The 20,239-nt window shown below is 70.2% G+C and carries 18 protein-coding genes; 8 read left to right on the top strand and 10 right to left on the bottom strand.

Annotated elements, in window-relative coordinates; all coding sequences use genetic code 11:
- The first annotated feature begins 88 nt into the window (after positions 1 to 88).
- Entirely contained in the window at positions 89 to 1,501 is a 1,413-nt protein-coding gene (locus ACIRRY_RS02165; protein WP_403966834.1) for an aminopeptidase P family protein, read from the top strand.
- 51 nt (positions 1,502 to 1,552) lie between these two features.
- Here the strand turns inward: ACIRRY_RS02165 and ACIRRY_RS02160 are convergent, their stop codons facing one another.
- From ACIRRY_RS02160 to ACIRRY_RS02145, 4 genes are read right to left on the bottom strand one after another with little or no spacing between them, the layout of a single operon-like run.
- Entirely contained in the window at positions 1,553 to 2,368 is an 816-nt protein-coding gene (locus ACIRRY_RS02160; RefSeq protein ID WP_403966831.1) for an ABC transporter permease, read from the bottom strand.
- 36 nt (positions 2,369 to 2,404) lie between these two features.
- Entirely contained in the window at positions 2,405 to 3,268 is an 864-nt protein-coding gene (locus ACIRRY_RS02155; RefSeq protein ID WP_403966828.1) for an ABC transporter permease, read from the bottom strand.
- A gap of 3 nt (positions 3,269 to 3,271) precedes the next feature.
- Complete coding sequence (locus tag ACIRRY_RS02150; RefSeq protein ID WP_403966825.1) at positions 3,272 to 4,465, bottom strand: ABC transporter substrate-binding protein; 1,194 nt, start codon at positions 4,463 to 4,465, stop codon at positions 3,272 to 3,274.
- 58 nt (positions 4,466 to 4,523) lie between these two features.
- On the bottom strand, positions 4,524 to 5,561 hold the full coding sequence (locus tag ACIRRY_RS02145; RefSeq protein ID WP_403966822.1) for an ABC transporter ATP-binding protein: 1,038 nt from the start codon (positions 5,559 to 5,561) through the stop codon (positions 4,524 to 4,526).
- 131 nt (positions 5,562 to 5,692) lie between these two features.
- Between ACIRRY_RS02145 and ACIRRY_RS02140 the strand changes: the two genes are divergently transcribed.
- Positions 5,693 to 6,418, top strand: a complete 726-nt coding sequence (locus tag ACIRRY_RS02140; protein ID WP_403968318.1) for a FadR/GntR family transcriptional regulator — start codon at positions 5,693 to 5,695, stop codon at positions 6,416 to 6,418.
- Between the two features lie 39 nt (positions 6,419 to 6,457).
- Positions 6,458 to 7,219, top strand: a complete 762-nt coding sequence (locus ACIRRY_RS02135; protein WP_403966819.1) for a cache domain-containing protein — start codon at positions 6,458 to 6,460, stop codon at positions 7,217 to 7,219.
- Positions 7,220 to 7,259: 40 nt separating this feature from the next.
- On the opposite strand, the gene ACIRRY_RS02130 is transcribed toward ACIRRY_RS02135, so the two are convergent.
- The gene (locus ACIRRY_RS02130; protein WP_403966816.1) at positions 7,260 to 7,922 is read right to left on the bottom strand and encodes a hypothetical protein; all 663 of its coding nucleotides are present in this window, start codon (positions 7,920 to 7,922) and stop codon (positions 7,260 to 7,262) included.
- A gap of 225 nt (positions 7,923 to 8,147) precedes the next feature.
- On the opposite strand from ACIRRY_RS02130, the gene ACIRRY_RS02125 reads away from it, so the two are divergent.
- Positions 8,148 to 8,804 carry a helix-turn-helix domain-containing protein gene (locus ACIRRY_RS02125; protein ID WP_403966814.1) on the top strand — a complete coding sequence of 219 codons (657 nt, stop codon included), beginning with the start codon at positions 8,148 to 8,150 and terminating at the stop codon, positions 8,802 to 8,804.
- A 32-nt stretch (positions 8,805 to 8,836) separates the two neighbouring features.
- On the top strand, positions 8,837 to 9,376 hold the full coding sequence (locus tag ACIRRY_RS02120) for a toxin-antitoxin system, toxin component (RefSeq protein WP_403968316.1): 540 nt from the start codon (positions 8,837 to 8,839) through the stop codon (positions 9,374 to 9,376).
- A gap of 29 nt (positions 9,377 to 9,405) precedes the next feature.
- Here the strand turns inward: ACIRRY_RS02120 and ACIRRY_RS02115 are convergent, their stop codons facing one another.
- Positions 9,406 to 10,431 (bottom strand): alpha/beta fold hydrolase, encoded by a 1,026-nt coding sequence (locus tag ACIRRY_RS02115; protein ID WP_403966811.1) that lies wholly within the window; start codon positions 10,429 to 10,431, stop codon positions 9,406 to 9,408.
- Positions 10,432 to 10,649: 218 nt separating this feature from the next.
- Here ACIRRY_RS02115 and ACIRRY_RS02110 point away from each other — a divergent pair, with 218 nt between their 5' ends.
- Entirely contained in the window at positions 10,650 to 10,877 is a 228-nt protein-coding gene (locus ACIRRY_RS02110) for a hypothetical protein (protein ID WP_033281635.1), read from the top strand.
- Positions 10,878 to 10,886: 9 nt separating this feature from the next.
- Here ACIRRY_RS02110 and ACIRRY_RS02105 read toward each other — a convergent pair whose 3' ends face one another.
- Together ACIRRY_RS02105 and ACIRRY_RS02100 are read right to left on the bottom strand one after the other, a co-directional pair.
- Positions 10,887 to 11,567 (bottom strand): 4'-phosphopantetheinyl transferase, encoded by a 681-nt coding sequence (locus ACIRRY_RS02105; protein ID WP_403966808.1) that lies wholly within the window; start codon positions 11,565 to 11,567, stop codon positions 10,887 to 10,889.
- Complete coding sequence (locus ACIRRY_RS02100) at positions 11,515 to 12,423, bottom strand: metallophosphoesterase family protein (RefSeq protein ID WP_403966805.1); 909 nt, start codon at positions 12,421 to 12,423, stop codon at positions 11,515 to 11,517. The genes ACIRRY_RS02105 and ACIRRY_RS02100 overlap by 53 nt, the downstream gene beginning before the upstream one ends.
- A 334-nt stretch (positions 12,424 to 12,757) precedes the next feature.
- On the opposite strand from ACIRRY_RS02100, the gene ACIRRY_RS02095 reads away from it, so the two are divergent.
- Positions 12,758 to 13,927 (top strand): ATP-grasp domain-containing protein, encoded by a 1,170-nt coding sequence (locus ACIRRY_RS02095; protein WP_403966802.1) that lies wholly within the window; start codon positions 12,758 to 12,760, stop codon positions 13,925 to 13,927.
- Between the two features lie 149 nt (positions 13,928 to 14,076).
- Positions 14,077 to 15,762: a carbohydrate binding domain-containing protein gene (locus ACIRRY_RS02090; RefSeq protein ID WP_403966799.1), complete on the top strand. Its 1,686-nt coding sequence runs from the start codon at positions 14,077 to 14,079 to the stop codon at positions 15,760 to 15,762.
- Positions 15,763 to 15,838: 76 nt separating this feature from the next.
- Here the strand turns inward: ACIRRY_RS02090 and ACIRRY_RS02085 are convergent, their stop codons facing one another.
- A complete protein-coding gene (locus ACIRRY_RS02085; protein ID WP_403966796.1) occupies positions 15,839 to 17,089 on the bottom strand; it encodes an alpha-L-fucosidase in 1,251 nt (416 codons plus the stop codon).
- 89 nt (positions 17,090 to 17,178) lie between these two features.
- A complete protein-coding gene (locus ACIRRY_RS02080) occupies positions 17,179 to 20,235 on the bottom strand; it encodes an alpha-mannosidase (protein ID WP_403966793.1) in 3,057 nt (1,018 codons plus the stop codon).
- Positions 20,236 to 20,239 lie beyond the last annotated feature (4 nt).

Genomic DNA, 20,239 nt, shown 5'->3' with positions numbered 1-20,239 from the left:
TACTATGTCACATGTCTCTCTGGCTGGGTATGGTGCGACGCGAGTGTCACCACCCCCGGAACCACCGCACACGGAAGAGGTGCCCGTCGTGGCCAAGGGCCGAAAGAACGGTCTCTACCGAGGAATCTCCGACGAGCTGTCCGCCCTGATGCGGACCGGCTGGGCCGACACCGAACGCACGGACCTGGAGCCGACCGAGCAGGCCCCGTACGCGGCCCGCCGCCGGGCCGCGCTGTCCGCGCTCTTCCCGGGCGAGCGCCTGGTCGTGCCGTCCGGGAACCTCCTGATCCGCTCGAACGACAGCCACCACCCGTTCCGCCCGTACTCCGGCTATGTGCATCTGACCGGCGACCAGACACGCGACGGCGCCCTGGTCCTGGAGCCCCGCCCCGACGGCGGCCACGACGCGCACTGTTACCAACTCCCCCGCGACAGCCGGGACAGCGACGAGTTCTGGGCGGGCTACACCGCCGAACTGTGGATGGGCCGCCGCCGCACACTGGCCGAGTCTGCACTGGTGCTCGGTCTGCCCTGCCGGGACATCCGGACGATCGCCGAGGACCTGGCGAAGACCTCCGGAACCCCCACCCGCATCGTCCGCGGCATCGACCCGGCACTGGACGCCGCGCTCGACACCGACGAGGAACACGACGCAGAGCTGGAGACGGCCGTCTCCGGACTGCGGCTCGTCAAGGACGACTGGGAGATCGGCGAGATGCGCCGGGCCGTCGACTCCACGGTGCGCGGATTCACCGATGTCGTACGGGAGTTGTCGCAGGCGGTCGCCACCTCGGAGCGCTGGATCGAGGGCACGTTCTTCCGCCGGGCACGCGTAGAGGGCAACCACGTCGGCTACGGCTCGATCTGCGCCGCCGGCGAACACGCCACGATCATGCACTGGACCGACAACGACGGCCCGGTCCGCCCCGGTGAACTCCTGCTGCTGGACGCGGGCGTGGAGACGCACAGCCTCTACACCGCCGACGTCACCCGCACCCTCCCGATCAACGGGACGTTCAGTCCGGTCCAACGCAAGGTCTACGACGCGGTGTTCGAGGCCCAGGAGGCCGGCATGGCAGCGGTGAAGCCGGGTGCGACGTACCGGGACTTCCACGAGGCGTCCCAACGGGCGCTGGCCGCGCGGCTGGTGGAGTGGGGCTTCATCGAGGGGCCGGCCGAGCGGGCCTACGAACTGGCGCTCCAGCGGCGGTTCACGATGGCGGGCACCGGGCACATGCTCGGGCTCGACGTCCACGACTGCGCCGAGGCGCGGAGCGAGGAGTACGTGGACGGGGTCCTCGAACCCGGCATGGTGCTCACCGTCGAGCCGGGCCTGCACTTCCAGTCCGACGACCTGACGGTCCCGGAGGAGTGGCGGGGCATCGGCGTCCGGATCGAGGACGATCTGCTGGTGACGGCGGACGGCTACGAGAACCTGTCGGCGGGGCTGCCGCGCTCGGCCGACGAAGTCGAGGCGTGGATGCGGGAGTTCGCGGGCTGAACTGGGTCAGTGCGCCGAACTGGTCCACCCGCGCGTCGGGGTGACCGGTCGTCAGACACGGCTGGCGGTGGCCGTGTCGGCGGACAGCCGCTGCGCCACGTAGATCGGGAGCACGGAGATCAGGACGAGCACGGCCGCCACCACGTTGACCACGGGCGCCTGTTGGGGCCGGGTCATGTTGTTGAAGATCCAGATCGGCAGGGTCTCGATGCCGGGCCCGGCGGTGAACGTGGTCACCACGATCTCGTCGAAGGACAGCGCGAACGCGAGCAGACCGCCCGCGAGGAGCGCCGAGCGCACCAGCGGGAAGGTGACATCGACGAAGGCGCGGAAGGTGTCGGCGCCCAGATCCATCGCGGCTTCCTCGTACGACCCGGAGGTGCGTCTGAGCCGGGCGACGACGTTGTTGAAGACGACGACGATGCAGAAGGTGGCGTGTCCGACGATCACCGTGAACAGGCCGAGGCCCACGCCGAGCGGCTCAAGTACCGTGCTGAACGCCGAGTTGAGGGCGATGCCCGTGACGATGCCGGGCAGCGCGATCGGCAGCACGACGACGAAGGAGATGGCGCCGCGGCCGAAGAAGCGGTACCGGGCGACCGCGAAGGCGATCAGGGTGCCGAGCACCAGCGCGATGGCGGTGGCGCCGAGTCCGGCCTTCACCGAGACCCAAAGGGCCGTGCGGGCACCGGAGTTCTGCCAGGCGACGGACCACCAGTGCAGGGTCAGGCTGTCCGGCGGCCAACTCGCGCTGCGGTCCGGGTTCAGGGAGTTGACGAGGACGAGCAGGAGCGGGACGTAGATCACCGCGAAGCCGAACCCGGCGGCCACGCGCAGGGCGATGCGCGCGGAACGGGAGAGCTGCATGACATGTCACCTCCTTCAGAGGCGGTCGACGGTGTTTTACAGGCTGCTCAACGCGCCCGTACGGCGCATCGCCAGCAGGTACACGACGATGACGACGACCGGGACGGTGCCGAGGGCGGCGGCCATGGGCAGGTTGAGTTCGATGTTGGAGTAGACGAGGTTGCCGATGAGCTGGGTCTTGCCGCCGACGATCTGCACGGTGATGTAGTCGCCGAGGCTGAGCGAGAAGGTGAAGATCGACCCGGCGGCGACGGACGGCAGCACCATCGGCAGCACGACGGACCGGAAGGTCCGTCCGGCCCGCGCGCCCAAGTCCGCCGACGCGTCGAGGAGGTTGGCTGGCAGTTGCTCCAGCGCCGTGTGGATCGGCAGGACCATGTACGGCAGCCAGAGGTACGTGAGCGTGAGGACCGTCGCCGGCAGTCCGAACCCGGGTCCGCTCAGGCCGAACGGCTGCAACATCCAGTCGGCCAGGCCTCCTTGGGACAGGATGAGCCGCCACGCGTAGACCTTGACCAGGTAACTGGCCCACAGCGGCGTGAGGATGGCGACCACCAGCAGCGGTCGCCACTTCGGCCTGGCGACGCGGGCGGTGTAGAAGGCGAGCGGGAACGCGAGCACGGCGCACAGGACGGTGACGGCGAGCGCGACGCCGATGCTGCGCAGGATGACCTGCCGGTACACGGGCACCGTGAACAGCTCGTGGAAGTTGTCGGTCGAGAAGACCTTCACCACCTCGGAGGTGAAGGAGTCCGTCGTCCAGAACGCCGAGACGAACAGCACGCTCAGCGAGCCGAGATAGAGCACGGCGAGCCACAGCAGCGGTGCGGTGAGCAGCAGGGAGAGCCGCAGCCGGGGGCGCCGGTACAGCGCCCCCGCGGTCCGGTTCAGCAAGGACATGTGTCAGCCCTTGATCTCGGTCCAGGCCTGCACCCACTTGGCGTACGGCACGCACTTGACGTCGGTGCGGCCGTCGAGGCACTGCTGGATGGGCGTGTTCCAGAAGGCGATGTTCTTCCAGTACGCGGTGTCGGCGGCGTGGTAGGTGGTGCAGAAGTTCTTGTCGCTGGTCTCGGCGCAGGCCTCGGAGTTGGCGGGGGCCTCGCCGAAGTACTCGGCGACCTGGGCGTTGACCTTCGGGGAGACGATCCAATTGAGCCACTGGTAGGCGCAGTTGGGGTGCTTGGCCTTGGCGGAGATCATCCAGGTGTCGGACCAGCCGGTCGAACCCTCCTTGGGTACGAAGGCCTTGATCTTGGTGCCCTCGTCGGCGGTGAGGTTGGCGATGACCTGCCAGGTGGTGCCGACGACGGAGTCGCCGCTCTTGAAGGCGGAGATCTCCTTGAGGTAGTCGCTCCAGTACTCGCCGATGTCCGCGTTCTGCTTCTTCAGCAGGGCGACGGCCGCGTCGAACTGGGTCTGGTCGAGCGCGTAGGGGTCCTTGATCTTCAACTCGGGCTTGGTGGCCTTGAGATAGAGGGCCGCGTCGGCGATGTAGATCGGCGAGTCGTACGCGGTGACATGGCCCTTGTACTTCGAGGCGTCGTCGAAGACCGCGGCCCAGGAGGTCGGGGCGGGGGTGACCTTCTGGGTGTTGTACATCAGCAGGTTGGCACCGCGGCCGTGCGGGATGCCGTAGGCCTTGCCCTTGACCGAGTTCCAGGCCTGGAGCTTCAAGTCCGGGAAGATGTCCTTGTAGTTGGGGACCAGGCTCGTGTTGACGGGGGCGGCGTCGCCGGAGGCTATGAGGCGCAGGGAGGCGTCGCCGGAGGCGGAGACGGCGTCGTACTCGCCGGTCTTCATCAGCTTGACCATCTCGTCGGAGCTGGCGGCGACCTTGGAGTTGACCTGGCAGCCCGTCTGCTTCTCGAAGTCGCCGACCCAGTTCACCTTGGGGTCGTTCGAGCCGTCCTCGACATAGCCGGCCCAGGCGATCAGGTTGACCTCGCCCTCGCTCTTGCCGAGCTTCGACTGGGCTTTGAGATCAGGGGGGTTGAGGCCGCCGCCCGACGAGCCGCTGTCGGAGGAGCCGCAGGCGGTGGCGGCGAGCAGGACGGCGGCACAGGCCGTCACCTGGAGGGTTCGGGTGAGACGCACGGCGTTCTCCATGGGTGAAGGAGATGGGTGACAAAGACGAGTGACGGAGCGAGCGGGGTCAGCGGGGGTCGGGGACGTGCACCGTGTGGCGCCGGTGCCATTGCAGTAGCACCCGGCTGCCGCGATAGGCGGCGACATCTTCGGCGGAGGTCTCCAGGTTCTGCTGGAGCGCGGTGAGCCGGCCGCCTGTGTCGAGGTCGACGAGGAAGCGGGTGGAGTCCCCGAGGTAGACGACCTCGGCGACGGTGCCGGCGGCGCTCTCGTGGTCGGGGTCGTCGGCCTGGGCGGAGTCCTTGAGGACGCGGATCTTCTCGGGCCGGATGCTGTAGGTGCCCGTGGTGCCGACGACGCGCTGCGCGGACTCGCCCGCCAGCAGGTTGGAGGTGCCGACGAAGGACGCGACGAACGGGGTCGAGGGGCGTTCGTAGACCTCGGCGGGGGTACCGACCTGTTCGATGCGGCCCTCGTTGAAGACGGCGATGCGGTCGCTCATCGTCAGGGCCTCCTCCTGGTCGTGGGTGACGAAGACGAAGGTGATGCCCACCTCCCGCTGGAGCGCCTTGAGTTCGACCTGCATCTGCTCGCGCAGTTTCAGGTCGAGGGCGCCGAGCGGTTCGTCGAGCAGCAGGACGCGGGGGCGGCCGACGAGGGCGCGGGCGAGGGCGACGCGTTGCCGCTGGCCGCCGGAGAGCTGGGCCGGGCGACGGGTGCCGTAGCCCTCAAGTCGTACTTCGGCGAGGGCTGTTCGGGCGCGGACCAGTCGTTCGGCCTTGGGGACCCCCCGGACCTTGAGGCCGTAGGCGACGTTCTGTTCGACCGTCATGTGCGGAAAGAGGGCGTAGTCCTGGAAGACGGTGTGGACGTCCCGTTCGAAGGGGGCGAGGCCGGTGACGTCCTGGCCGGCGAGTTCGACGGTGCCGCCGGTGGGGCTCTCGAAGCCGGCGATCATGCGGAGCACGGTCGTCTTGCCCGAGCCGGACGGGCCGAGCATCGAGAAGAACTCGCCGTCCCTGATCTCCAGGTCGACGCCGGCCACGGCGGTGGTCTCCCCGAACGATTTCCGCAGATCCCGCAGCCGGATCGCAATCCCCTCCATGGGCGGGAACCTTTCTGGCGCTCTGTAACGTTGCACGGAAACATATGAAGTCATAGTTCAAATCTCAAGACCCCCTTGGGGTAAAGCTTGAGTCAACGTGCAAGGTGGTGGCCGTGAACCAGCAGCAGCACATGAACGGCGGCGCCCGGAAAGCCGTCTTCGCCCCGGTCGACAACCGGGCGCGGGTCGACGCCGTCGTCAGCAGGCTCGGGGACGCCATCGAACTCGGACTGCTCGCCGAAGGTGAGCAGCTGCCGGGCGAGAGCGAGCTCGCCGGGCAGCTCGGCGTGTCCACGGTGACCCTGCGGGAGGCGCTGATGGCGCTGCGCCAGCAAGGCCTCGTCACCACCCGCCGGGGGCGCGGCGGCGGCAGCTTCGTGTCGCTGCCCGAGGTCCCGGGCGAGGAACGGCTGAAGGTCCGGCTGCGCGGCTGGAGCACCGAGGAACTGCGTGACCTCGGCGACCACTGGGCGGCCCTGTCCGGCACCGCGGCCCGGCTCGCCGCACAGCGCACCGAGCCGGAGGATCTGGTCCAACTCCGGCGCAGCGCCGAGGAGTTGACGCACGCCGAGGACGCGGCGGCGCGCGGCAGGGTGTACGGCCGGTTCCATGTCGAGCTCGCCGCCGCCGCGCAGTCCGCCCGACTCACCCGCGAACAGGTCGCGTTGCAGACCGAGGTCGGCGCACTGCTGTGTCTGGTGCTCGGGAACGACGAATATCGTGAAGAAGCCGCGGCCCGTCACCGCTCCGTAATCTCGGCCGTGCAAGATGGGGCCCACGATTCGGCCAGGGAGTCGGCCGAGCGGTGCGTGCAGGAGTCGACGGCGCGGCTCATCGCCGAGCGGCTGGCCCTGTAACCGTCATCGCGTCCGCTCCCCGTCTGCTGGAGGGCACGCATGAGCCTCGCGACGGCAACGCCGGCCACGGCACCCGAGCAGTCCGTCGCGGCCGGGGTCCGCTCGGCTCTGGAGTCCGTCTTCGACGCCGTGGCGGCCACCCGCGCCGACACCACGGCGCTGCTCGCCAAGGTGGCCGCACAGGGCCGCCGCCCGGCGACCGTCGACCTCGCCGCACTCCGCCCGGGCCTCCATCTCCGGCTCTCCCGCCACGAGTTGGTGTCCGGCGTCGGCTTCGTCGCCGCGCCGGGACTGCTGAGCGACGTACCCGCGTGGCTGGAGTGGTGGCAGACCACGGCCGACGGAGGCATCCGGCCGCTGCTGCTCGACCTCGATCCCGAGCACTCGGCGTACGCGGACTACACGCACTGGGACTGGTTCGCGCTGCCCCGTGACACCGGGGAGCGGGCGGTCGCCGGACCGTACGTCGACTACCTCTGCTCGGACGAGTACAGCCTCACGCTGTCCGCGCCGGTCGAGATGGACGGACGGTTCGCCGGGGTGGCCGCCGCGGATGTGTATCTGCGGCACTTCGAGGCGGCCGTGATGCCGATGCTGCACCAACTCCCGGGCCCGGCAAGGCTGGTGAACGCGCGGGGCCGGGTCGCCGCGTCCACCGACCCCCGGCACCTGGTCGGTTCACTCAGCAAGGGACCGGACTTCGCCGAGGCGCTCGCGGCGGGCCGGGCGGCATATGCGCGGGGGGCGCGGCTGGTGCCGTGCGACGGGGTGCCGCTGGTGCTGGTCGTCGTAGAGCGGTGACCAACGGACAGCCAGGCACGGGGAGTTGACGGTCCGACGCTCAGTCGGCCGCCGGGACAACCCGCAGGTGTCCGGCGCCGCGTCCCGGCCTGCGGACCCTGGCCGACGGGGTCCGGCGGGCCTCGCGCAGGACCAGCGTCAGACGCGTATAGCCCATGTTCTCCAGGGTCTTGGGGGTCTCGCCGACGACCCGGCAGTCGGTGGCGCCCCAGCGCGGGTCGGGGTGCAGCAACGGGCGGACCGCGCCGTCGTGCTCGACGGCCCCCGCGCCGACCGCGCGGATCCAGTGCGGCAGGCCCTGCCGGTAGGCGGCTTCCATGATCGGGTCCTGGGCGATGTCACGGCGGATCGCCTGGAGGCCGTGGTCGTGTCCGTGGCTCTCCACGGCGGCGGCGAAGTGGGCCAGCATCGGCAGACACCAACTCGACTCGTGCTGACCGAGAACGGTGCTCGCGTCGGGGTGGAAGAGCACGAAGCGAAGGAAGTTGTCGCCCGGCATCGCCGTCGGGTGCGGGCCGACCGCCCGGAAAAGTGACTTGAAGGCGCCGTTGGTCAACACCACGTCCCAGCGGTGGTCCACGACGACGGAGGGAAAGGTGACGGCCTCCAACAGCGTGCCGTAGTCCAGCAGATACGCCTGGTCCTCGGGACTCTCGGGGACGGGCCGCGGCGCGGACCGCTGCCCACCTGCCTGGTACGCCATCGGGAGGTCACCCCTCTTGCCTATGCGGCCTTCTCGCGGCGCCCTGATCCTGCTGCCCCGACGCGAGCCGTGTCAACTATCGTGGCATTTCATGCTTGTTGACGGCTGAAATTGGCCACAGTTGTGGCGAGACCTGGATGCGAGTTCGAACCAACCGCTACCCTCCGGGATGTTCACGGCCACCGTTTGTGAGAAGCCTGTGAGAGACGTTGAGGAGATCTGTCGGTGTCGGATGGCTTCGAGGTACAGGGCACGACGGCGACCGCTCTGCTGCCCGCCGTCGTCGACCGCGTCACCGCGCTCGCCGAACGGCTCGACGTGCCGCAGTCCGAGGTCGTCCACATCGGCCGGCTGTCCGTCGCCTGCGGTGTCCCGGAGTCCGTGGTCAGGGCCCTGCTGAGCGGCCGTCCCGCGGGCGAGCCCGATGTGCAGGCCCGGTTCCTGCAACGCCTCGGCCTGCTGCGCCGCACCAGACTCAAGCCCAACGGGCGCAAGTACACCCAGCAGGAGATCGCCGACGGCGCGGGCATGTCCCGCCAGCAGGCGGGCGCGCTCATCAACGGCGACCGGCGTCCCACCATGGAGCACTGCGACGCCCTCCAGCGCTTCTTCCGCGTGCACGCCGGATTCCTCACGGCCGAGGACCCCGAGGCCCTCGCGGGCGCCCTCCAGCGCACCGAGCAGGAACTGTTGCAGAAGCTCGCCGACCGCGAGCGCGCTGCGGCCGAGGCCGCGGAGGACCCGCTGGAGCGGCTGCTCCAGGACCACGGAGTGCGCGGAATCGCCTGGCGCGCCGCGCAGTTGCCCACGGACCAGCACCGCGACAAGGTCGCCGAGTGGCTGGACATGCTCCTGGAGAGCGTGAAGCGGCCCGAGTCGTGATCCGGGGGAGGACTGTGGGCATCGGCAGGCAGATGCGCCGCCTGTGCGGCGAGTTGGTCGCGGAGCTGAGCCTCGGCGCACCCGCACGCCCGCACGACCTGTACACCGCGCTGTGCGACGCGATGAGCCGCCGCCGGGGCCGCCCGGTCCAGTTCCGTACGGCCGCCTTCCCGGCCTGCACCGCGAGCGGGCTGTGGCTCGACATGGCGGACCAGGATCTCGTGGTGATCGAGGAACGCACCGCGCCCGACCACCAGTTGGTGATCCTGGGCCACGAGCTGTGGCACATGAAGGCCGGCCACTGCGGCCCGCATCTGGAGGGCGTCGCGGTGGCCGCCCGGCTCCTGGGCGAGACCGTCGACGAGGCGGCGCTGCGGGCCACGGTCCTCAAGGTGGCCGCCCGCAGCCGGTTCGAGCGCGCCGACGAGCGGGAGGCCGAGAGCTTCGGTCTGCTGCTGGCCAGCAAGTGCCGTACGTGGCTCGCCGGTTCGTCGCTGCGGGGGCCCGCGCGGCACGACCATCTGGCGGGGCGGATCGAGGCGTCGCTGGGGTATCCCGGTCTGCGGGGCTGAGAGTTGACGGGCCGTCACTCTCAAGAGGTCTAGGTGGCGCTGCGTTCGCTCGCCTCCCGCAGGTCCCGTTCCGTCGCTCCGCCCTGCGCGGTGACGCCGGGGCGGCCCTCGCACAGGAGGTCGCGCCAGTGCTCGCGGCTCCAGTGGGCGGGGGTGGTGGTGTGGGTGAACTCCTCCACCAGGGTGAGGAATCGGGCCGGGTCGGTGTGGAACGGGAAGTGTCCCGCGCCCTCGAAGATCTCCAGCCGGCTGCCCGGCATCGCCTCGTGGGCGCCGTACGCGTGCCGTACCGGCACCACGCTGTCCCGGTCGCCCCACAGCAGCATGGTCGGCATGCCCTCGGTCAGATAGCAGCGGTCGAGCATGGTCACCACCTGACCGCGCCAGTCGACGACCGCGCGCAGGGTGCGGATGAAGGCGTTGCGGGCGGTCTCGTCGGGCAACGCGTCGACGAGGGTGAGGAGTTCGGGGGCGTCCTGACCGAGGTCGGTGTCGAGAAGACGCATCAGGCCGACGGCTAGGCCGACTTGGAGGCGCATGCCGGGCAACCGCAGTGCGGACAGGGCGAGATGGGACCCGGGGAGCGAGACGAGCCGTAGCACCGGATTGACCTCGCGGCCCACGCCGCCCGCGCTGACCAGGACGAGGCGTTCGGTGCGCTCGGGGAACTGGTAGGCGAACTGCATCGCCACTCCCCCGCCCAGCGAGTGCCCGAGCAGGGTCGCGGACTCGATGCCGAGCGTGGTGAGCAGATCGCGCACGCCGTTGGCGTAGGCGGCGACCGAGTAGTCGGCGCGCGGTTTGTCGGAGGCGCCGTGCCCGAGGAGGTCGGGGGCGATCACCGTGTGGGTGCGGGCGAGGTCGGGGATCAGGTCGGTCCAGGTGGCGGAGGAGTCGCCGATGCCGTGGATGAGGACCAGCGCCGGGCCCTCGCCGGCCATCCGGAAGGCACGGCGGTATCCGTGCACGACGCGGTACCGCAGTTCGAGTTCTCCGGCACCCACCGAGCGCAGTCGTGCGGCGCGCGCCGGGCGCCGTGCCGGAACATCCGCCACGCACTCGCCTCCCGTTCACCTGGCCGCCCACCAGCGGCCGAAAGCCCTTCCTCCCAGCGTAGGGCCGCTGTCCCACCGGGGATTTCGGTGAGGTTTCGCCTCCGCTAAGCGGGCGAACCGGCGCCCGCCGAGGCGGGATTGTCAGTGGCACCCGGCAAGCTGGAGTCGTGCCACCGCCGTGCGGGGGCGCATGACGCCGAACAGGGGAGAGCCGTCCTATGCAGACCGCAGTGATGACCGACCGCGAGCGCGCCGCCGTTCAGGCCTATCTACGGCTGCTGCACACGGTCAGAGCAGCCTTCGACGGCCCACCGGGCGCCCCCCGGCCGGTCCTTGTCCCGCCCTCGGTGCTGGCCGAGGCGGACCAGGCGCTGACGGACGCCGGACTCGCGGGCAACGAGGAGGCGTTCTTCCGGCTGTTGGAGAGCTGGTGCCCGGAAGGGTGAGGGGCGGGTTCAGGGATGCGGGACCGTGACGGCCGTGGCGACCAGTCCGCGCCCGACGGTCCAGCGGCCCTCGAACACGTCGAGGCGTACACCGTCGACCACCGGGCCGGGGACGAGGAGGCGTGCGCGCAGCGTGCCGCGTGCTTCCTCGCCGGGGTCCGTGAAGACCTCGATGTCGGCCTCCGAGAAGTCCAGCCACTTGCCCGTGAGGGGGAACCACGCCTTGTAGACGGACTCCTTGGCGCTGAACAGGAGCCGGTCCCAGTGCACCGCGGGCCGCTCTGCCGCCAGGCGCGTGAGGCGTTCCTGTTCGGCGGGCAGGGCGACGGAGGCGAGGACGCCGTCCGGGAGCGGGGCGTGGGGTTCGGCGTCGATGCCGAGCGAGGCGAGGTCGGTGGCGCGGGCCAGCGCGGCGGCGCGGTAGCCGTCGCAGTGGGTCATGCTGCCGATGACACCGGTGGGCCAGGTCGGCGCCCCGTGGGCGCCGGGCAGGATCGGCTGCGGAGGCACACCGAGCTTCTCCATGGCACGCCGCGCGCAGGCCCGTACGGCCGCGAACTCGCGCTGCCGCTTGGGTACCGCGCGGACCACGCGGGCTTCTTCCTCGGGGTACAGCGGGGCGTCCTGGAGCCCCTCGTCACCGTGTGTCTCCACGCTCACCACGGAGTCCGGGAGCAGTTCCTCGATCACCGGTTCCGACCTCCATCGGCAGGATGCGGCGCAGTCGGCCCGGGGGGTCCGGGCGCTTCTGCCACTCGCGGGGGTATCCCACGGACACCTCTTCGAAGCGGACCCCCTCGTGGTGGGTGGTCCGCGGGATGTGGAGATGGCCGTAGACCATGGTGTCCACGCGGAATCTGCGGTGCCAGTCGGCGGTCAGGGTAGTGCCGCACCACATGGCGAACTCGGGGTACCAGAGGACTTCCGTGGGGTGCCGGTCCAGGGGGTAGTGGTTGATCAGGACCGTGGGCAGGGTGTCGGGGATCTCGGCGAGCCGGCGTTCGGTCGCGGCGACGCGGGCCCGGCACCAGGCCTCGCGGCTGGGGTAGGGGTCGGGGTGCAGCAGGAACTCGTCGTTGCAGACGATGCCGGTGCCGTGCGCGTACGTCAGTCCCTCGTCCTTGGTGGCGCAGCCGGCCGGGAGGAACGAGTAGTCGTAGAGGAGGAAGAGCGGGGCGACGACGACCGGGCCGCCGGGGCCCTCCCAGACGGGGTAGGGGTCCTCGGGGGTGAGGACGCCCAACTCCCGGCACAGGGCGACGAGATGGTCGTAGCGGGCGACGCCGCGCAGGGTGACGGGGTCCTTGGGGTGGGTCCACAGTTCGTGGTTGCCGGGGGCCCAGAGGACCTTGCGGAAGCGGCCGGCGAGGAGTTCGAGGACCCAGCGGATGTCGGCCACGGTCTCGGCGATGTCACCGGCCACGATGAGCCAGTCCTCGTCCGTGACGGGCCGCATGTTCTGGACCAGGGCGCGGTTCTCCGCGTACCCGATGTGCAGGTCGCTGATGGCCAGCAGCTGTCCGGCTCCGCCGGCCGTCGACTCCACCCTCGCCCCCTCCGCGCACCCGAATGAGCCCACGAGATCACATCCCGCCGTGCCGCGACAAGACGGCGAGGCGGGCGGGGGCGGACGGGCCGGCCGGGAGGCCGGGCGGGGAGGTCGAAACCGTGCGGCGACGCGCGTTCACGTGCCAGGTGGGCACCATCGGGGAATCCGTAACACGGGCGTTGCACGCGGCACCCTTCGAACGCCGTATGATCGCCCCAACACCACCGTCACGAACGCCCCTTCGCCGAGGGCGGTTTGGTGTACCTCCAACCACCTTGGCCGGGCACGGCCCTGTTTTGCCGTGCCCGCGAACCCGAAAGGACGGCCCTGCATGGTCTCTCGCGTACGCGTCTGGCTCAACCGCACGTACGCGGAGAACGTGTTCTTCATGGATCAGCTGCGGAGAAATCCCAGCGATCGGGCCGTCGAGATCCATGCCACGCACGGCGACGTGGACTCCCCCGTACTGGCCGCCGCCGACACCGCCGACCTGGAGCCCGAGGGCCTGTCCCAGGCCGCGTACGTCGAGTACGCCCTCGACCAGTGCGCCCGCCGCGGCATCGACGTGTTCGTGCCCCGGCTGCACCAGTCGGAGATCGTCGCGCACCGCGCGGACTTCGAGGCGGTGGGCACGGCGCTGCTGGCGCCGACCCCCGAGGCCGTCGCCGTCTTCCACGACAAGGTGATCGCGTACGAGGCCGTCCAGGCGATCGGCGTGCCCGTACCGCCGTGGTGGCGGGTCCGCACCGCGCCCGAACTCGTCGCGGCCGTCGAGGAGTTGGAGGCCGCCGGACACAAGGCGTGCTTCAAGCCGGCGTCCGGGGCGGGCGGGGTGGGCTTCCGCGTGGTCACGCGCGCCCCCTTCTCCCTCATGCACCTCAACGGCTTCCCGAGCCCCTACGTCCCGCTCGACACGGTCGTCGAGGCGCTGGAGCGGGCCGACGAGCAGGTCGACTGGCTGGTCATGCCGCGTCTGGAGGAGCCGGAGGTGTCGGTGGACTGCCTGACCGGTCCCGACAACGTGGTCCGGCTCGCCGTGGGCCGCACGAAGAACGGCCGCCGTCGCGGTTTCACCCTGCACGAGCAGTGGCTGGAGCCGGCCCGCCGGATCGCCGAGGGCTTCGGGCTGCACTATCTGTCCAACATCCAGTTCCGTATGTTCGGCGACACGCCCGTACTGATGGACGTCAACACCCGCCCCGCGGGCGGCCTGCACCAGCTGTCGCTGTGCGGGGTCAACGCCCCTTGGGCGGCAGTGCAGTTGGCGCTCGGCGAGGACCCGGGCACGATCGAGCCGCCGTTCCTGGGCGCGGACTACGCGGTGGTGTCCGGCCCGCGTCAGCTGCGTCCGGTGTCGCTCCCGCACCAGCGCGCGGAGGAGTCGGAGCCCCTGCTCCCGGCGGCGGCCGCACCCGCGCAGGACTCGGTGGACACCGTGGACGCTGTGGACACGGCACCGGAGGCCTCCGAGACGGGCAGCCGGGCAGCGGCCCGCGCCTGACTCCTCGGGCCCACCCGCCCTCGCACCACAACTTCATACCGGTCTGGACCAATCATGGCGTCGCATCTTGACACCGCGATTGGTCCATACCAACTTGGTTGCGCACCCTCCTGCACTCCCGAACACCCCCATTCCTTCAGGGAGATCGCGTGCGCGACACACTCAGACGTTCCAGACGTCGGTTCCTCGCCCTGCTCGGTACCGCGGCCCTGGCCATGGCCGGGGCCATCGCGCTGCCCGGCACCGCGGAGGCGGCCAACGTCCTGACCAACCCCGGCTTCGAGTCGGGCAGTCTCTCCCCCTGGTCCTGCACCGGGAACCTCGGCTCGGTCGTCTCCTCGCCCGTACACGGAGGCTCCAAGGCCCTTGCGGGCGCGGTGAGTTCGAGCGACACCGCGCAGTGCACCCAGACGGTGGCCGTGCAACCGAACACGGCCTACTCGCTCAGCGGCTGGGTGCGCGGAAGTTATGTCTACCTCGGTGTCAACGGCGGTTCCTCGACGTGGACTTCGTCCCCGTCGGCGTACACCCAGTTGACGACGTCCTTCACCACCGGCGCCGCGCAGACCAGCGCCACCATCTACGTCCACGGCTGGTACGCGCAGGGCACCTACTACGCGGACGACATCAGCCTCGACGGTCCCGGCGGTGGCGGCGGTGGCGACACCCAGGCCCCGACCGCGCCGACCGGCCTGACGTCCACGGCCAAGACCTCCTCCAGCGTGTCGCTGTCGTGGGGCGCCGCGAGCGACAACGTGGGCGTCACGGCGTACGACATCTACAGCGGCGCCAACCAGGTCCTCAGCGTCTCGGGCACGAGCGGGACGGTCAGCGGGCTCGCGTCCAGCACCGCCTACACGTTCACCGTCAAGGCGCGCGACGCGGCCGGGAACAGCTCGGCGGCCTCCAACGCGGTGAGCGTCACGACAAGTGCCGGCACCGGTGGCGGCACCGGGTTCACCCAGGTCGCGCCGTATCTGTACGAGGGCTGGGGCGATCCGCCGAGTCCGAGCACGGTGATGAGCGCGACCGGCATCAAGTGGTTCACCATGGCGTTCGTGCTCGACTCCGGTGGCTGCACGCCGAGTTGGGACGGCAGCCGGGCGCTGACCGGTGGCGTCGACCAGACCGCCATCAACCAGATCCGCGCGGCCGGCGGTGACATCGTGCCGTCCTTCGGCGGCTGGCAGGGCAGCAAGCTCGGCGCCAACTGCTCCTCCGCGAGCGCACTCGCCGGGGCCCTGCAGAAGGTGATCACCGCCTACGGCCTCAAGGCGATCGACATGGACATCGAGAACACGGACGAGTTCGAGAACGAGGCCGTCCAGGCGAAGATCCTGACCGCGCTGAAGACCGTCAAGGCCAACAACCCGGGCCTGAGGACGATCGTCACCTTCGGCACCTCGACGACCGGCCCGACGTACTACGGCAACCGGCTCATCGAGCAGGCGCAGTCGCTGGGCGCCGGCATCGACGTCTTCACCATCATGCCGTTCGACTTCGGCGGCGGCTCCGACATGTACGGCAACACGGTGGCCGCGGCCGAGGGCCTGAAGACCAAGCTGAAGTCCACGTTCGGCTGGGACGACGCGACGGCCTACTCGCACATCGGTATCTCGGGCATGAACGGTCTGTCGGACCAGTCCGAGACCACGACTCCGGCCATCTGGACGCAGATCCGTGACTGGTCGAACTCGCACCACATCGCGCGGCTCGCGTTCTGGTCGGTCAACCGTGACCGCGGGTGCGCCGGCGGCGGAGTGGTGAGCAACTGCTCCGGCATCAGCCAGAACACCTGGCAGTTCACGTCCATCACGGCCGGTTTCACCGGCTGACGACCCCCACCCCTGGCGGCCGGTCCCCCGTGTGGGCCGGCCGCCTCGGTGTGGGCCGGGCAGTCGCCGCCGACCGTCAGAAGCGGCCTGATCCCCGGTACAGCTCCAACTCCCCGTCCAGTTCCACGGCGAGGACCGTGGCGAGCGGGTCGAGATCGGCCAGGGGCGGCGGGTCGATCCACAACTGGCCCACGGCCTCGTGGAGTCCGCCGACGACCCGGTGCGCGAGTTCGGTGCCGGTGCCCAGCACGGTGACCCGGCGGACCGGGGTGACCAGTCCCCGGACACCGATCTCGGCGCGTGGGACGTCGAACAGGGTGAGGTAGAGGGTGCGGCCGTCTGCGGAGAGAGTGCTCGGCCCGTAGTGGTGCCCGGCCGGGAGGCCGCGGACCGTGCCGTACACGGCGTCGGAGTGCTTGCGGATCCACTCCCCCAGCCCTTCGAGACGCTCGACCTGCGGCTGCGGGATGGTGCCGTCCTCCATCGGGCCGACGTCGAGGAGCAGGTTGCCGCCCCCGCCGATCGTCTCCGTGAAGTAACGCACCAGCTGGCTCAGCGACTTGTGGTTGTCGTCGTGGTGCTGGTAGCCCCACGAGTCGTTGATGGTGAGGCACAACTCCCAGGGCCCGTCCGGGGGTTCGACGGGGGCACCCTGTTCCGGTGTCGCGTAGTCGCCCTCGCTGAGCATCCGGGCGTTGAAGACGACATGCGGCGAGTACGAGCGGATCAGCGCGGCGAGTTCCTTGATCCGCCACTGCTCCTCGCTGCGGTCCCACTCGCCGTCGAACCACATCAGATCGGGCCGGTAGCGGGAGGCCAACTCCCGTATCTGACCGTCCCGGTAGACGATGAACCGCTCCCAGGCCGCCAGGTCCTCGCCCTCGGCCGAGCACTCGGAGTACCGGTTGTCCTCCTGCTCAGGCGGGCGACCCGGCTTGCGGGTGGTGGCGTAGTCGGGGTGGTTCCAGTCGGAGTGCGAGTAGTAGAGGCCGACCTTCAGGCCCTGCTCGCGGAGGGCGTCCGCGTAACCGGTGAGGTAGTCCCTGCCGAGGTTGAGATCGCCGAACCCGGTGTCCCACAGCGCCACTCCGTCGTGGTGGCGGCTGGTGAGGACGGCGTACTTCGCACCCGCGCGGGCGAACAGGTCGGCCCAGGCGCGCGGGTCGTACTTCGCGCCGCTGAACCGGCCGAGCTGGGACATGTACCGATCGTGCGGCACGATGTCGTCGTAGAACGACCAGGACTCCTGGACGCCGTCGACGGCGTAGATCCCCCAGTGGACGAAGATCCCCAACTTGGCGTCGGTGAACCACGGTTGCATGGACACGGCTGAACTCCCGTTACGTACAAAGGCCAGTTGGGGGACAGCCAAGGGGCGGGACCGGTGTGCGACAACCAGCCCCGCCCCCTGGGGTTCTACTGACCTGCGTCCGCCCGCTTCAGACGGAGCGTCAGGATCTGGAAGGGCCGCAGCTTCACGGCGACCGAGTCGCCGTCGACGGAGACGTCCTCCAGTGGACGCTCCAGCAGGTCGGTGATCCCGGCGCCCGCGAGCGGGAAGCCCGTGCGCAGGACACCCTCGGCGCGGCCGCCGTTCGACTCGTAGAGCCGGACCACGACATCGCCGGACTCGTCGTCGGCGAGCTTGACCGCCTCGACGGTGACGCCCTCGCCGTCGACGGAGACGACCGGCTCCGGGGCGCCGACCGAATCGGCCACCCGCAGCGGGAGGTTGAGCGCGTAGCCCTCGGCGACCGCGTCGTCGATGCTCGCGCCGGGCAGCAGCGAGTAGACGAAGCGGTGCTTGCCCTGGTCGGCGCCCGGGTCCGGGATGCGCGGGGCGCGCACCAGGCTCAGGCGGACCGTGGTCGTCGTACCGCCGTCCTCGCGGACCGTGCGCGAGACGTCGTGGCCGTACGTCGAGTCGTTGATGACGGCGACGCCGTAGCCGGGCTCGGCGAGGTGCACCCAGCGGTGGCCGGAGACCTCGAAACGGGCCGCCTCCCAACTGGTGTTGGTGTGCGTGGGCCGCTGGATGTGGCCGAACTGGATCTCGGCGGAGGAGTGCGCCGCCCGGATGTCCACCGGGAAGCCCGCCTTGAGGAACTTCTCGGCCTCGTGCCAGTCGATGTCGGTCTCGAAGTCGATCCGGGCGCTGCCCGCGCGGAGGGTGATCGTCTGCACGATCCTCGAGCCCTTGCCGAAGGACCGCTGCACGCGGATCGCGCCGAGCAGCGGGTCCTGCTCGACGACCGTGATCGAGTCGGCGGCCAGGAGGTCGGTGAAGCGGTTCTTGTAGTGCTTGTCGACGTCCCAGGCGTCCCAGTAGTTCGGGAGGTCGGTGTGGAGGCGGAGCAAGTTGCCCTGGTCGGCGAGGACTTCGCGGCCGCCGTGGCGCAGGTCGCGCACGGAGGCGAGGGTGCCGTCGTCGGCGAGTTCGACGCGGACGATGCCGTTGTCGAGGACGCGGTCGGTGACGGTCACCGCCTGCGGGACGTACTCGGCGGCCAGCGGGGCGCTGCCGTTCGCGGGGACCGTCGCGTACATCGGGACACCGGTCGCGGTGCGGATGACCTCGGCGCGGTCGTAGGGGCTGGTGTTGAAGACACGGGTCCCGCCGCCGCCGAGCGCGGCCACGGCAGCCGCCGTCAACTCCTCCAACTCCGTTGCCACGCGGGCGTATTCGGCCTCGGCCTCGCGGTGCACCCAGGCGATCGAGGAGCCCGGCAGGATGTCGTGGAACTGGTGCAGCAGGACCGTCTTCCACAGCCGGTCGAGCTTCTCGTACGGGTAGGCGTAACCCGGTGCGTGCAGCGCGGCCGTCGTCGCCCACAACTCGGCCTCGCGCAGCTTGTGTTCGCTGCGGCGGTTGCCCTGCTTGGTGCGGGCCTGGGAGGTGTAGGTGGCGCGGTGGAGTTCGAGGTAGAGCTCGCCGACCCAGACCGGGGCGTCGGGGTACTCGGCGCGGGCCTTGGCGAAGAACTCGTCGGGGTGCTCGACGACGACCTTGGGCGAACCTTCCAAGTCGGCGAGCCTGCGCGCCCGTTCCATGATCTCGCGAGTGGGACCGCCACCGCCGTCGCCCCAGCCGAACGGGGCCAGCGAGCGGGTCGCGCTGCCCTTCTCCTGGTAGTTGCGGACCGCGCGGGACATCTCCTCGCCGCTGAAGCGGGCGTTGTAGGTGTCGACCGGCGGGAAGTGGGTGAAGATGCGGGTGCCGTCGATGCCCTCCCACCAGAAGGTGTGGTGGGGGAACTTGTTGGTCTGGTTCCAGGAGATCTTCTGGGTGAGGAACCACTCGTTGCCGGCGAGCTTGGCGAGCTGCGGGTAGGCGGCGTTGTAGCCGAAGGAGTCGGGCAGCCAGACGCCCTTGGTCTCGACGCCGAAGTGCTCGATGAAGAACCGCTTGCCGTGGACGAGTTGGCGGGCGATGGCCTCGCCGCCGGGCAGGTTGCCGTCGGACTCGACCCACATGCCGCCGACCGGCGCCCACTGGCCGCGCTTGACGGACTCCTGGATGCGGGCCCACACCTGCGGGTAGTTGTCGCGCACCCACTCGTACTGCTGGGCCTGCGAGCAGGCGAAGATGAAGTCCTCGTACTCGTCGGCGAGCGAGGTCACGTTCGAGAAGGTGCGGGACGTCTTGCGCTTGGTCTCGCGGATCGGCCACAGCCATGCCGAGTCGATGTGCGCGTGCCCGACACCGGAGACGATGTGCGCGCTGGCGTTGGCTGGCTTGGACAGCACGGGCTTGAGCGCGGCCCGGACGTCGGCGGCCGTACCGGCCACGTCGTCGAGGTCGAGGAGGTCCAGGGCCCGGTCGAGGGCGTGCATGATCTCGTGCCGGCGCGGGTCGTGCTCGCCCAGTTCCAGCATCAGCTCGCGCAGCACCTGGATATCCAGGTCGAGGTGGAAGACCTCCTCGTCGAGGACGGCGAGGTCGGCGCGGCGGAATGTATACAGTGGACGGTCGCCTGCGGTCAGTACATCGCCGAGCGGTGTCGGCTCCGAGAAGTTGTTGGCGAGGATGTCGGGGTTGGAGGCCGCCTCGACCAGGTAGTCGATCACCTCGCCGCCCTCCGCCGGGTTGGCGATGGCCACGTACTGGTTGAGCGGGTTGACCGCCTTCAGCGGTGTCCCGTCCACGAGGTGGACCAGCGCCTCGGCCTGGTTGCCCGGCCAGTCGCCCGTGAAGCCGAGGTCGATGACGGCCTCGACGCGCTTCCCGGCCCACTCGGCGGGCACCTCGCCGCGCATCCGGAACCAGGTGGTGCCCCAGGGCGGACCCCACGGGGTGTCCATCGCGAACGGCGTGTACGGCGCCGCCGCGGCCTCCTCGAAGGGGACCGGCTCACCGGGGGCCTGCCAGGCCTCGACCGTGAAGGGCGCGGTCGCCGCGTAGATCGCGGGCTTGATCCGCTGGTCATGGGCGCGCTGGACGCGCTCCTCGATCCGGCTGCGTTCGTCGTGCATGGGA

Origin of the sequence: Streptomyces sp. NPDC101776, assembly GCF_044766845.1 — a bacterium.
In the GTDB taxonomy this organism is placed as follows: domain Bacteria; phylum Actinomycetota; class Actinomycetes; order Streptomycetales; family Streptomycetaceae; genus Streptomyces.
The sequence above is the reverse complement of the archived record's forward strand: the minus strand, read 5'-3'. Positions and strand labels throughout refer to the sequence as shown.